Source organism: Streptomyces bicolor (genome assembly GCF_000719285.1).
Taxonomy (GTDB): domain Bacteria; phylum Actinomycetota; class Actinomycetes; order Streptomycetales; family Streptomycetaceae; genus Streptomyces; species Streptomyces bicolor.
Genome location: NZ_JOFS01000037.1, coordinates 64,621 through 77,670, shown reverse-complemented (window position 1 = coordinate 77,670; position 13,050 = coordinate 64,621). Strand labels below are relative to the sequence as shown.

General features: G+C 70.9%; 11 protein-coding genes. 6 read left to right on the top strand and 5 right to left on the bottom strand.

The features are described from left to right. Window positions 1–179 precede the first annotated feature (179 nt). The 5 genes from IF78_RS0136125 to IF78_RS0136105 all read right to left on the bottom strand — a co-directional run bounded on the left by IF78_RS0136125 (window position 180) and on the right by IF78_RS0136105 (window position 6,768). Window positions 180–1,862: a penicillin-binding transpeptidase domain-containing protein gene (locus tag IF78_RS0136125; RefSeq protein ID WP_031481515.1), complete on the bottom strand. Its 1,683-nt coding sequence runs from the start codon at window positions 1,860–1,862 to the stop codon at window positions 180–182. A 105-nt stretch (window positions 1,863–1,967) separates the two neighbouring features. After that, complete coding sequence (locus IF78_RS0136120; protein ID WP_031481513.1) at window positions 1,968–3,608, bottom strand: penicillin-binding transpeptidase domain-containing protein; 1,641 nt, start codon at window positions 3,606–3,608, stop codon at window positions 1,968–1,970. 159 nt (window positions 3,609–3,767) lie between these two features. Beyond that, the gene (locus IF78_RS0136115) at window positions 3,768–3,953 is read right to left on the bottom strand and encodes a hypothetical protein (protein ID WP_158751587.1); all 186 of its coding nucleotides are present in this window, start codon (window positions 3,951–3,953) and stop codon (window positions 3,768–3,770) included. 167 nt (window positions 3,954–4,120) lie between these two features. Beyond that, window positions 4,121–4,891, bottom strand: a complete 771-nt coding sequence (locus IF78_RS0136110; RefSeq protein WP_031481509.1) for a hypothetical protein — start codon at window positions 4,889–4,891, stop codon at window positions 4,121–4,123. 134 nt (window positions 4,892–5,025) lie between these two features. After that, on the bottom strand, window positions 5,026–6,768 hold the full coding sequence (locus IF78_RS0136105; protein WP_031481507.1) for a dolichyl-phosphate-mannose--protein mannosyltransferase: 1,743 nt from the start codon (window positions 6,766–6,768) through the stop codon (window positions 5,026–5,028). 62 nt (window positions 6,769–6,830) lie between these two features. On the opposite strand from IF78_RS0136105, the gene rsmI reads away from it, so the two are divergent. The 6 genes from rsmI to IF78_RS0136075 all read left to right on the top strand — a co-directional run bounded on the left by rsmI (window position 6,831) and on the right by IF78_RS0136075 (window position 12,945). After that, a complete protein-coding gene (gene rsmI / locus IF78_RS0136100) occupies window positions 6,831–7,679 on the top strand; it encodes a 16S rRNA (cytidine(1402)-2'-O)-methyltransferase (protein ID WP_031481505.1) in 849 nt (282 codons plus the stop codon). 191 nt (window positions 7,680–7,870) lie between these two features. Beyond that, window positions 7,871–8,269, top strand: coding sequence for a hypothetical protein (locus tag IF78_RS0136095; RefSeq protein ID WP_031481503.1), 399 nt, complete (start codon window positions 7,871–7,873; stop codon window positions 8,267–8,269). 58 nt (window positions 8,270–8,327) lie between these two features. Further along, the gene (locus tag IF78_RS0136090; RefSeq protein ID WP_031481501.1) at window positions 8,328–9,209 is read left to right on the top strand and encodes a TatD family hydrolase; all 882 of its coding nucleotides are present in this window, start codon (window positions 8,328–8,330) and stop codon (window positions 9,207–9,209) included. A 153-nt stretch (window positions 9,210–9,362) separates the two neighbouring features. Continuing rightward, a complete protein-coding gene (locus tag IF78_RS0136085) occupies window positions 9,363–10,958 on the top strand; it encodes a resuscitation-promoting factor (RefSeq protein ID WP_031481499.1) in 1,596 nt (531 codons plus the stop codon). A 172-nt stretch (window positions 10,959–11,130) separates the two neighbouring features. Continuing rightward, a complete protein-coding gene (rsmA, locus tag IF78_RS0136080; RefSeq protein ID WP_031481497.1) occupies window positions 11,131–12,036 on the top strand; it encodes a 16S rRNA (adenine(1518)-N(6)/adenine(1519)-N(6))-dimethyltransferase RsmA in 906 nt (301 codons plus the stop codon). Further along, entirely contained in the window at window positions 12,037–12,945 is a 909-nt protein-coding gene (locus IF78_RS0136075) for a 4-(cytidine 5'-diphospho)-2-C-methyl-D-erythritol kinase (protein ID WP_031481495.1), read from the top strand. Window positions 12,946–13,050 lie beyond the last annotated feature (105 nt).

Here is a 13,050-nt window from a genome sequence, read left to right as displayed (position 1 = left end):
GAGCCGGTTCGAGCGTGGGGGAGCGTGCAGCTGCAAGGCGGAGGAGGGAGTCGACGCGGAGCGTCGGCGACCGACGACAACGCCGCTGGGGGTCCCCCCCCACGCCCTTAAGGCAGTGGGGGAGTGCGTGCCAGGGCCCGCGACGCCGGGATGATCCAAACGACAGGGCCTAGCTCGGCCTAGCCGCCCGTCTTCAGCAGCGCCGCCACGATCGGGCCCGCCGTCTCGCCGCCGTGGCCGGCCGCCTGGACCACGCCCGCTGCCGCCAGATCGCCCCGGTACGCGGTGAACCAGCCGTTCGGCTTCTTCTGGCCGTCGACCTCCGCCGAGCCGGTCTTGGCGCCGACATCGCCGGTGACTCCGGACATCGCCTCGGCCGCCGTGCCGTAGGCCGCCGTGTAGGCCATCAGTTCCCGCAGCTGCGAGAGCGTGGACGCCGACATGGTGCGCGAGGCGGTGGCGAGGGTGCGGTTGTCGACCGTCGGGGCCACCAGGTAGGGCTGCTTGAAGGTGCCCGTCTTCACCGTCGCCGAGACCGAAGCCATGTTCAGCGGGTTCATCCGCACGCCGCCCTGGCCGATGAGCGAGGCCGCCATCTGGGCCTGGGACTGGACCGGGACGGCGCCGTCGAAGGTCGGGACGCCGACGGACCAGTTGTTCAGGGACAGGCCGAAGACCTGCTGGGCCTGCTTGGTCAGGCTGTCGTTGTCCAGCTCCGGGGCCTGGCTGATGAAGGCCGTGTTGCAGGAGCGGGCGAAGCTCGCCTTGAAGGTGCCGTCCTTGATCTCGAACTTGTCGTCGTTCTGGAACTTCCAGTGGCCGTACGTGAAGTACTTCGGGCAGGGGTGCTGCTTGTCCGCCGACGCGAGGCCCTTCTCGATCAGCAGCGACGAGGTGATGACCTTCATCGTGGAGCCGGGGGCGAGGGAGCCCTGGAAGGCCGTGTTGAAGCCGTGCGAGGAGTTGGCGACCGCGAGGATCTCGCCGGTCGACGGACGCAGCACGACGACCGAGGCCTTGGTCTTCGCGGCCACCTGCTTCTCCGCGGCGGCCTGCAGGGTCGGGCTCAGCGTCGTCTTCACCGTGCCCGGCGTGCCCTTGCTCAGCTCCAGCAGGGTCTTGTCGGACAGTTCGGCCTTCTTGGACTCCTTGCCCCGGATCACCTGGAGCTCGATGCCCGCCTTGCCGCCGGCCTTCTCGCCGTACTTCTCGCGCAGCCCGTCCAGCACCGAGCCCAGCGACGGGTACTCCTTCTCCGTCAGCTCGCCGCCGTCCCGGTCGAGTGCCTTGACCGGCGGGGTGCCGGACTCGCCGGTGACGAGGGTGTCGCCGTCCTTCAGGTCGGGGTGCACGACCGCGGAGTGCCACTCGACGAGCGGCTTGCCGTCCTCGGCCCGGCGGACGACGGTCAGTGAACTGCCGTACGTCAGCGGCTTGGTGGTGCCCTTGTACGACACCGTTCCCTTCACGGTGAAGGGCACCTTGGCGCCGGTGCGGGTGCCCTCGGTGAGGGTGACGCCGGTGATGTGGGCATCCTTGGTGTAGCCGGTCAGCAGGGACCGGGCGGCCGTGGCGTCGTCCGTGGCGGCGGCCGCCTCGGTCACCTTGCCCTGCTGCCAGGCGGTGAGGAAGGTCTTGGCCGCGGTGGTGACCTCTTCGGCCGACAGCGGGCCGGTCTTGACCTGCTTCTCCTCCTGGTCGGCGGAGGACGACGTCGACTGCGTACGGCTGTCGGCCGCCGCGCCGCCGCCGTACAGGGCGTAGACGCCGAACCCGGCGCCACCGACGACAACGGCGATCATGCCGCCGAGCACGGCGGGGTTGGTCTTCCGTCGCTCGGCGACGCGCCTTCTGTTACCCACTGCTTTCAGTTCCCTCGCGTATCCCAGGGGCCCCCGCCACCCCGCCGACCTCACGCATACCAACGACGCCGACCACAGTACGGTCCCGTCCCGCGGGGGATAAGTTCAGCCGGACGCTCGTAGCACGGCTGCGACAATCGGCCCCGCCGCGTCGCCGCCGTGGCCGCCCTGCTGGGACATGGCCGCGGCCGCCACATCATCGCGGAAGCCGGTGAACCAGCTGTCGGAGGTGGCCTTTCCGTCGACCTCGGCGGAACCGGTCTTGGCGCCGATGTCGCCGCTCAGCCCCGACATGGCCCGCACGGCGGTGCCCTGGGCCGAGGTCGCGGTCAGCCGCATCATCTGCTTGAGCTGGGCGGCGGTGCTCGACGGCAGCCCCCTGGCGGTGGCGAACCGCCGGTCGTCGAGGTCGCGCGGGACCAGGTACGGCTGCCGGAACTCGCCGGTGATCGCGGTCGCCGTCACCGACGCCATGTTCAGCGGGTTCATCTGGACCTGGCCCTGACCGATCGCGTTGGCCGCGCGGTCCGGGCCGGTGGAGGCGGGGACGCTGCCGTCGAAGGAGGTGATGCCGGTCTTCCAGTCGCGGCCGAGCCCGAACCGCTCCTCGGCCTCCGCCGTCAAGGAGGCGTCGGTGAGCGGCTCCTCGTCGACGAGCTTGATGAAGGCCGTGTTGCAGGAGCGCAGGAAGCCGCCGGCGAGCGTGGCGTTCGCGCTCTCGTCGGGCTCGAGGCCGGTGAGGTTCTTGAAGGTCTGGCTCTGCCACATCGCCGTGTTCGGACACGGCGCCGGGCCGTTCATCGTCGTCACGCCGTTGTCGATGAGCATCGCCGCGGTGATGATCTTCATCGTGGAGCCGGGGGCCACGCGCCCTTCGAAGGCGGCGTTGAAGGCGTCCTCCCGGTGGTTCGCCACGGCCAGCACCTCGCCGGTGCTCGGCTTGAGGGCCACCACCGAGGACTGGGCGTACTGCTTGACGGCCTTCTCGGCAGCGGCCTGCACGCTCGCGCTGAGTGTGGTCTCCAGCTTGCCGGGCCTGCCCTTGGTGAGGGTCAGCAGCGAGGTGTCCGGCGACTCGTCGGCGTGCCGTATCGACAGCTCGATGCCGGGCTCGCCGCCGGCCTTGTCGCCGTACTTGTCGCGCAGGGTGTCCAGGACGGGGCCGAGGGAGGGGTACTTCTCCTTCGTCAGCACGGTGCCGTCACGGTCGACGGCCTCGATGGGCGGGCTCGCGGCCTCGCCGGTGACGAGGGTGTCGTCCCGCTCCAACTCCGGGTGGATGACGGTGGGTTGCCAGTCGACCAGGGCCTTCCCGGTGGTGCGCCCGCGGACGACGGTGAGCTCGCTCCGGTAGTTGAGCGCCTTGGACTTCCCGCCGAACGACACCTTCGCGCTCACGCTGAAGGGCACGGTGGCGCCGCTGCCCTTCCCCGGCGTGATCTTCACGCCGCTGATGTGCGCGTCCTCGCCATAGGAGGTCAGCACCCGCTCGGCTGCCGCGTCGTTGTTCGTGTACGCCGCCGCCCGCGCCGCCTGTCCCTTCTCCCAGGCCGCGAAGAACTTCGCCGTGGTCTCCTCGACCTCCTCCGCACTCGGCGGCCCGGACGCGACGGGCGCCGGCCCCGCGGCCCCCGTCGCCCCGCCGCCGTTCAGCGCGGACATGATGTTGTACGCGCCGTACCCGGCACCGCCCACCATCACGGCGAACACGCCGCCTATGACGGCGACTTTGACCCCCTTGGACATGGTCCCCTCCCCGTTTCGGTCTCCCGCACTGTAAGTGGCGTGAGGGAAGCCTGTGGGTGGGTTTTCTCTTGTCGGCCATTTCAGCGGTGACGATCAGACACGACTGAGCGCCGCACCCGGCCCGACCGGCCGACTGCAGCGCTCAGCGGGAGGCGATCCTCAGAGAACGCCGAGGGGCGCGACGCCGAGGAGGGCGACTGCGGGAGCGGCCGCCAGGGGGAGGATGCCCGGCGGGTAGGCGGCCGAGTACGGGTACACCAGGGACATGTGGGTGGGCGGCGAGGTGGGGGCCTTGGAGTCGGCGATGGTGGAGGCATCGGCGCTGGCGATGGCGGAGGTTGACATGACCGCCGCCCCGGCGAGAGCGATGACGGCAATTGTCCGTTTGGTTACGTTCATGACTTGGTGAACGATCATCGCCCCCTCCTGTTACGCCGGCTGGACCCACGTATCGATCCACATCCGCGACCGCCAGTCGTCGAGATGGGCCGTCCGCTACGTCTGGGCGACGCTCACACTTCCTTCTGCCATGGGCAGGTGAGATTCGCCTTGCGCTCGACTGCGTACCGGCCTACCTCCGTTGCGCCCGTGACGGGCGCCTTAAGGCCAGGTGCGCCCCCTGCTGAGAGGTTCCTCAGCGCGCTGTCCGCGGAAGCAGGGAGGAGGAACACGTAGATCCAGAAGGGTTTGCCCTCGTCGTTTTCGTCTCCGCCCACGCCGAACCTCGCGGTCTGCCAGGCCGTCTCCCCTTCGGTCTGGGACGCTCGCTGAAGGTTGAAGAGCCCGTCCAGGCTTGGTGTGCCGTCGGCGTCGTAAGTGTTGGCCACCCAGAGCCCGTACTCGCTGGGGATCTTTCCCGTGCCCGACACGGTGATGCAGCTATTGATCTTGACCGTGACGCCCGGGTTGACGCCTTCGCCTCCCATCTTGGTGACTTTGATTTGTCGCGCTGACGCCTTCGGGTCGTCGACTTTGCTTGCAGCGGTTTTGGGAGAGGCCTCCTCCTCGTTCGGCCAAACGCCTGGCCATACCAAGACGGCAGCCGTGACGAACACCACCCCTACGAGCCCGGCCAACAACACCCGTGCACGTGTGGGGTGCGCAGCCGGATCGACCCGCACCCACGTGAAGAGGGCGGTTGCTCCGCCGAGCGCCAGAATGACCACCGTCCCAAGCCCGTCGGGAATGTCTCCGTAGACGCTCACCAGCAAGGTGGTCGCGGCGATCAGTGTCGTTGCCACCTGGGCGCCGGCGACGAGCTTGTCAGTCCATGATGTGCTCACAGGGCGGTTCTAGTCACTCATGGCGATGGAGTGCTGCCAGTGTGTGAATCTGTGCGCTTGTGTGATCAAAACGCTACTGATCGTCTTGTGCCGTTCCAAATGCCGCATCGATTGCGTTTCTGTCATCCGCCCAGCTAGACCCACGTATCGAGCCACATCCGCGACCGCCAGTCGTCGACCGGGATCGCCGTGCCGGTGAAGATCGGCCAGAAGTAGATGAAGTTCCAGGCGATCAGCAGTACCAGGACGCCCGCGCCCGCCGCGCCCACCACTCGTCGGGTGTCGCTCGAGCCCGGTGGGCCGATGATCGCGCCGAGGAGCATGGTCACGGCGAGGCAGAGGAAGGGGAGGAAGACGACGGCGTAGAAGAAGAAGATCGTGCGTTCCTGGTAGAGGAACCAGGGGAGGTAGCCCGCCGCCACGCCGCAGGCGATCGCGCCGGCGCGCCAGTCGCGGCGGAAGGCCCAGCGCCACAGGATGTACAGGAGTGCGAACGCGGCCACCCACCACAGCAGCGGGGTGCCGATGGCCAGGACCTCGCGCGCGCACTTCTCGCCCGCGTCGACGGGGCAGCCGTCCTTGCCGGGGAGCGGGGACTCGTAGAAGTACGAGACCGGGCGGCCGTCGACGATCCAGCTCCACGGGTTGGACTGGTAGGTGTGCGGGGACGACAGGCCGACGTGGAACTCGTACACCTGGTGCTCGTAGTGCCACAGGCTCAGCCACCAGTCGGGGAACAGCCACGACCAACTGCTGGAGCGGCCGTTGGCGGTCGCCCAGTCGCGGTAGTAGCCGCCGGTGCCGTCGGTGGGCGAGAGGATCCAGCCCGTCCACGACACGATGTACGTGACGATCGCCACCGGCACCGTCGCCAGGAAGGCGAAGCCCAGGTCGTGCTTGATGACCGCCGTGTACGGGTGGTGGGCACCGGCGACCTTGCGGGCGCCGACATCCCAGAGCACCGTCAGCAGGCCGAACGCGACCAGGAAGTACAGGCCGTTCCACTTGGTGCCGATGGCCAGGCCCAGCATCAGACCGGCCAGCCAGCGATACGGGCGCAGGCCCAGGCCGAGAGTCTCCGCGACGTACGCGTCGGGGCGGACCCGGCCGTCGGGGTCGGCCGGGAGTGCGGCCGCAAGTTTCGCGCGCGCCCGGTCCCGGTCGATGACCAGGCAGCCGAACGCCGCCAGGACGAAGAACATCAGCACCCCGTCGAGCAGCGAGGTGCGCGCCATCACGAACGCCAGTCCGTCCACCGCCATCAGCGCGCCGGCGAGGCAGCCGAGGAAGGTCGAGCGGAAGATGCGGCGGCCGATGCGGCACAGCATCAGGACGGCGAGCGTGCCGAGCAGCGCCGTCATGAAGCGCCAGCCGAACGGGTTGAACCCGAACATCAGCTCGCCGAGCCCGATGACGTACTTGCCGACCGGCGGATGCACGACGTACGCCGCGTCCGTCGGGACGGGCACGTCGCCGTTGGTCGAGATGATCAGGTCGTTGACCTTCTTGTCCCAGCTGACCTCGAAGCCCCGGTGGACGAGCGCCCACGCGTCCTTGGCGTAGTACGTCTCGTCGAATATCACCTTCTTCGGGCTGCCCAGGTTCCAGAACCGCATCACCCCGGCCAGCAGTGTGATCAGCAGCGGACCGCCCCAGCCCGACCACCGCGCGATTCTCTCGGCGAGCGGGCGCGAGACGCCGAGGAACTGCCACATCCGCGGGCTGGGCTGGACATACGGCGGCACGAGCCGGTCGCGTACGTCGCTTCGGGGCGTCGCCGAGTAGCCGAATCGGCGCAGCCGCTGCTGCCACGACGGCCGCTGCTCGTGCGGTGCCTGGCCCTGCCGGGCGTCCATGGAGGAGGCGGTACTGGTCACCGCGCCATCGTAGGGAACACGTCTGTGGGAGTCCCGTGGATGGGCCCTGCGAGGATGGAAACGTGACAGGAACCCTTGTTTTGGCAGGCACCCCCATCGGCGACGTCAAGGACGCCCCGCCCCGGCTCGCCGAGGAGCTGGCCGGCGCGGACGTGGTCGCCGCCGAGGACACCCGGCGGCTCAAGCGCCTCACCCAGGCGCTGGGCGTACACCCGGCCGGACGGGTCGTGTCGTACTTCGAGGGCAACGAGTCGGCCCGCACACCCGAGCTGGTCGAGGCGCTCCTGGAGGGCTCGCGGGTGCTGCTGGTGACCGACGCGGGGATGCCGTCCGTGTCGGACCCCGGGTACCGGCTGGTCGCGGCGGCCGTCGAGAAGGACATCCGGGTCACCGCCGTACCCGGGCCGTCCGCCGTGCTCACCGCGCTCGCGCTGTCCGGGCTGCCCGTCGACCGGTTCTGCTTCGAGGGGTTCCTGCCGCGCAAGGCGGGGGAGCGGCTGGGGCGCCTCAGGGAAGTCGCCGAGGAGCGGCGCACGCTCGTCTACTTCGAGGCGCCGCACCGGCTCGACGACACGCTCGCCGCGATGGCCGAGGTGTTCGGCGCCGAGCGGCGGGCCGCCGTGTGCCGGGAGCTGACCAAGACGTACGAGGAGGTCAGGCGGGGCGGGCTGGGGGAGCTCGCGGCCTGGGCCGCCGAAGGGGTGCGCGGGGAGATCACCGTCGTGGTCGAGGGGGCGCCGGAGAAGGGGGCCGAGGAGGTCGGCGCCGAGGAACTGGTGCGGCGGGTTCGCGTGCGCGAAGAGGCGGGGGAGCGGCGCAAGGAGGCCATCGCGGCGGTGGCGGCGGAGGCCGGGGTGCCCAAGAGGCAGGTCTTCGACGCCGTTGTGGCGGCGAAGAACGCGGGGGCGTGAAACGTCGCGTGAGCAGGGCGTATCTCGCCTGAGCGCGCGCCCCATGCGGGGGTAAAGGGAGACGGGCCTTACGGCAAGGAACGCCCAAGTCGCCCCCAACACTGGACAGATGGCGTGCGTTCACTCCTGCGGGGGAGTCCACTGGGTCGTGGGACGCAACCCGTCCCACCCAGCGGACCACAGGAGCTGGCATGAGTGAGATCGCACAGCAGACCACGGGCCTTCGCAGCGCCGCGACCGCCGTCGTCCACGAGTCGTATTCGTTCGCCTGCATGCGCTGCGGGCACGGCTGGGAGCAGTCGTACGAGATAGAGCACCACATAGCCGGTGACGGCCATGAGTTCGTGATGTACGTCGCGGACGGACAGGTGGTGCCCTCGCCGCTGAGCCGGCCCACGTGCCAGAACTGCGACGGCCACGTCGTGCGGATCATGCGGCCCGGCCAGGTGTCCTCCGCGCAGAACTCCCTGCACCGCACCCGCCCGATCCCCCGGCAGGCGGCGCGCAAGCCGGAGGGGGCGGCGGGCGAGCCGCACCACCACTGGCATCTGTCCGATCTCCTGCACGTCTTCCACCGCAAGGCGGGCTGAGGCGAGCGCCGAACTGGTCACCGGCTGAGAGGGCGTGCCCCTTTCGTAGGATCGGGGCATGCCTTCGAACGCCTCCGACAAGCACGCCGCCCCGCCCCTCCCGGAACCGCTCCGGGTCCCGGTCGCCGACTCCCACACCCACCTCGACATGCAGTCCGGCACGGTGGAGGAGGGCCTGGCGAAGGCGGCGTCGGTCGGGGTGACCACGGTCGTACAGGTGGGCTGTGACGTACGCGGCTCGCAGTGGGCGGCCGAGACGGCGGCGCGGTACGACGCCGTGCACGCGACCGTCGCGCTGCACCCCAACGAGGCGCCCCGCATCGTGCACGGGGATCCGGATGGCTGGTCACGGCAGGGGGCGCGCGAGCCGGGTGGTGCGCGGGCGCTCGACGAGGCGCTCGCCGAGATCGACCGCCTGGCCGCGCTCCCGCAGGTCAAGGGCGTCGGCGAGACCGGCCTCGACTACTTCCGCACCGGGCCCGAGGGCAAGGAGGCGCAGGAGGCGTCCTTCCGCGCCCACATCGAGATCGCCAAGCGGCACGGCAAGGCCCTGGTCATCCACGACCGCGAGGCCCACGCGGACGTGCTGCGGGTGCTCAAGGAGGAGGGCGCGCCCGAGCGGACCGTCTTCCACTGCTACTCCGGCGACGCCGAGATGGCCGAGGTGTGCGCCCGCGCCGGCTACTTCATGTCCTTCGCGGGCAACGTCACCTTCAAGAACGCCCAGAACCTGCGGGACGCGGTGGCGGTGGCCCCGCTGGAGCTGCTCCTCGTGGAGACCGACGCGCCCTTCCTCACGCCGGTCCCGTACCGCGGACGGCCCAACGCGCCGTATCTCATTCCGGTCACGGTGCGCGCCATGGCCGCCGTTCGAGGGATCGACGAGGACGCGCTGGCGACGGCCCTGGGCGCGAACACGGCACGCGCTTTCGGCTACTGACCGTGACTGCCCGGCGGTCGCCGGGCAACGCTCCTACGGAATTACGCCGGGTCCCGTCGCGACTGTGCGTAGCCGAGTCGCTTTGGAGAGTCACGACCCCTCCGCTAGGTTCTGGGGGCCCTATCCGGAGTCCCTCCGCTGGAGCGTGTCGTCGTGAGCAACGCGCAGTTCGAGACGTATGGCCCGAGCCCGGCCCACGAGCCCCCGGCGTTCGGCGGCTTCGACCCGTACAGCGCTCAGACGCTGGCGTACGGGTTGCAAGGGATTCAGGGGGTGCATGGGGCTTACGGGGCGCGTACGGACAGTTACAGACCCGCGTACGAGATGTACGGGATGCATGGAGCCCACGGACCTCATGGGCCTCAGGGGACCCACGGTTCCCCCGGAACCCACAGTTCCCCCGGAACTCAGGGCTCCCCTGGAGCCCATGGAACCCCTGGAAACCATGCAGCCAACGGGACCCATCGCGGAACCCATGAGGCCTATGGGATCCACGAGGCCTATGTGAAGCGTGCCGCGTACGACACCGACGAGACATACGAGGACACGTACAAGCCCGCGTACGAGGACCCCGAACCCGACCCCGCGCGGGTTGTACGCCAGGGGCGCGGGCGGCGGGCCGCGCACCGGCGCCGGGCGCGAACCACTGAGCGGGGCGAGGGGTCCATGCGCCGGCTCGTGCCGCAGGCGCTGGTCGTCGCGTTCCTCGCGGGCGGGACGTCCGCCTTCGTCGCCAAGGACAAGGCGGTCGAGCTGAGCGTCGACGGCAAGCAGCGCAGCCTGCACACCTTCGCGGACGACGTCACCGAGCTGCTCGCCGAGGAGGGCGTGGAGGTGGGGGCGCACGATGTGGTGGCGCCCGCTCCCGACGCGGCGCTCGAGAGCGGAGACGAGGTCGCGGTGCGCTACGGGCGGCCCGTGCGGCTCACGATCGACGGTCAGCGGCGCCAGGTGTGGACGACGGCGCACACCGTGGAGGCGGCGCTCAAGCAGATGGGGGTGCGCGCGGAGGGGGCGTATGTGTCGACCTCGCGCTCTCGGCGCATCGGACGCGAGGGGCTCGCGCTGGATGTGCGCACCGAGCGCGCGGTGACGGTCATGGCGGACGGCCTGGCACGCACCATCCGTACGAACGCGGCGACCGTGGGGGAGGTCGTGGAGCAGGCCGGCATCACGCTGCGCGGGCAGGACACGACGTCCGTCCCGCTCGACACCTTCCCGCGCGACGGGCAGACGGTCACGGTCCTGCGGATCACCGGCAGGAAGGAGATCCGGGACGAGGCGATCGCGTTCGGCGTGGAGCGGGTCGAGGATCCCTCGGTCTTCCGCGGCACGGAGGTCGTCGAGCGGGCGGGCGTGCCGGGGCTGCGGCGGATCACGTACCAGCTGCGCATGGTCAACGGTGTCCGGCAGAAGCCGCGGCGGATCCGGACCGAGGTGGTCCGGGAGCCGCAGACGCAGATCGTGAAGGTGGGCACCAAGCCGCTGCCGACGTCCGTGCGCGGTGCGGACGGGCTGAACTGGCAGGGGCTGGCGGCGTGCGAGTCCGGGGGGCGGGCGGACGCGGTGGACTCTTCGGGGACGTACGGCGGGCTGTACCAGTTCGACACGCAGACCTGGCGGAGCCTCGGGGGGAAGGGGCGGCCGCAGGACGCGCCGGCGGCGGAGCAGACGCAGCGGGCGAAGAAGCTGTATGTGAGGCAGGGGACGAGTCCTTGGCCGCATTGCGGGGGGCGGTTGCACGGGTGAGCGGGTGTTCTGCGCTCAGCCGCGGGCAGTCGTGCCGCTGGGGCGGCTCCCGTCCCAAAGAAGGGCGGCGCCCCGTAGCGCCGGGCCGCGCGACACACCCCCGCCCAGCCCCAGCGCAGGGCAGCCCACAACCGAGGCCGGCCGCGTACCTGGGGCCCCGTACCCTTGTCGGGTGAGCAGCCCCACCCCCGACGCCCTCCTGGGCCCCGCCGACATCCGTGAGCTGGCGGCCGCCCTAGGCGTGCGCCCCACCAAACAGCGCGGCCAGAACTTCGTGATCGACGCGAACACGGTCCGCCGTATCGTCCGCACCGCTCAGGTCCGCCCCGACGACGTGGTGGTGGAGGTCGGCCCGGGACTCGGCTCCCTCACGCTCGCCCTGCTGGAGGTCGCCGACCGCGTCACCGCCGTGGAGATCGACGACGTACTGGCCGCCGCGCTGCCCGCCACCATCGCGGCCCGCATGCCGGAGCGCGCCGACCGTTTCGCGCTGGTGCACTCCGACGCGATGCACGTCGCCGAACTTCCCGGCCCACCGCCCACCGCGCTGGTCGCCAACCTCCCCTACAACGTGGCCGTCCCGGTCCTCCTCCACATGCTCGACACGTTCCCGAGCATCGAACGCACCCTCGTCATGGTGCAGTCGGAGGTCGCCGACCGGCTGGCCGCCGCGCCCGGCTCCAAGGTGTACGGCGTGCCGTCCGTGAAGGCCAACTGGTATGCCGAGGTCAAGCGGGCCGGGGCCATCGGGCGCAACGTCTTCTGGCCCGCGCCGAACGTCGACAGCGGGCTGGTGGCGCTGACCCGGCGCACCGAGCCGATCAAGACCACCGCCTCCAAGCGCGAGGTCTTCGCCGTCGTCGACGCCGCCTTCGCCCAGCGCCGCAAGACACTGCGCGCCGCGCTCGCCGGCTGGGCGGGTTCGGCGGCGGCGGCCGAGGCGGCCCTCGTCGCGGCCGGGGTCTCGCCGCAGGCGCGCGGAGAGGCGCTGACGGTCGAGGAGTTCGCGCTCATCGCCGAGCACAAGGAAGCCGGCGCCCGGCCGGAGGAGCCCGCCCCGCACAAGGAGTACGAGTAAGTGAGCGCGCGCGTCGCCGTCCGCGTCCCCGCCAAGGTCAACGTCCAGCTCGCGGTGGGCGCCGCCCGCCCCGACGGGTTCCATGACCTGGCCAACGTCTTCCTCGCCGTCGGCCTGTACGACGAGGTCACCGTGACCCCCTCGCCGGACGGACTGCGCGTCACCTGCGACGGACCGGACGCCGACCAGGTCCCCCTCGACCGTACGAACCTCGCCGCCCGCGCGGCCGAGGCGCTCGCCGCGCGGTACGGCCTCACCCCCGATGTGCACCTGCACATCGCCAAGGACATCCCGGTCGCCGGCGGCATGGCGGGCGGCAGCGCGGACGGCGCGGGTGCACTGCTCGCCTGCGACGCGCTGTGGGGGACCGGCGCTTCCCCTGCGGAACTGCTCGGCATCTGCGCCGAGTTGGGCAGCGACGTGCCGTTCAGCCTGGTCGGCGGGGCGGCCCTCGGCACCGGGCGGGGCGAGCAGCTCCGTACGCTCGACGTGGGCGGGACCTTCCACTGGGTGTTCGCGATGGCGGAGCGCGGGTTGTCCACGCCTGCCGTGTTCCGGGAGTTCGACCGGCTCGGCGAGGGGACCGACATCCCCGAGCCCGTCGCCTCCCGGCCGCTGCTCGACGCCCTCGCCAAGGGCGACCCCGACGCGCTCGCCGCGGCCGTCTCCAACGACCTCCAGCCCGCCGCCCTCTCCCTCTTCCCGGAGCTCGCCGACACCCTCGCCGCCGGCCGGGCCGCGGGCGCGCTCGCGGCGCTCGTCTCCGGCTCGGGCCCGACCACGGCGTTCCTCGCCCGCGACCCCGAGTCGGCGGAGAAGGTGGCCGAAACCCTACGGTCGTCCGGCACCTGTCGGGCGGTGCGTACGGCGTCCGGGCCGGTGCCGGGCGCCACCGTGCTGCCCGCGTAAAAGCGTCACAACATCTCCAACTGGGCCAAAACAACCCTTGGATAGCGCCGGCGGGACCCGGCGGAGCTGCAGGACCTGTACCGCGTCGACTACCTGGCGATCCGG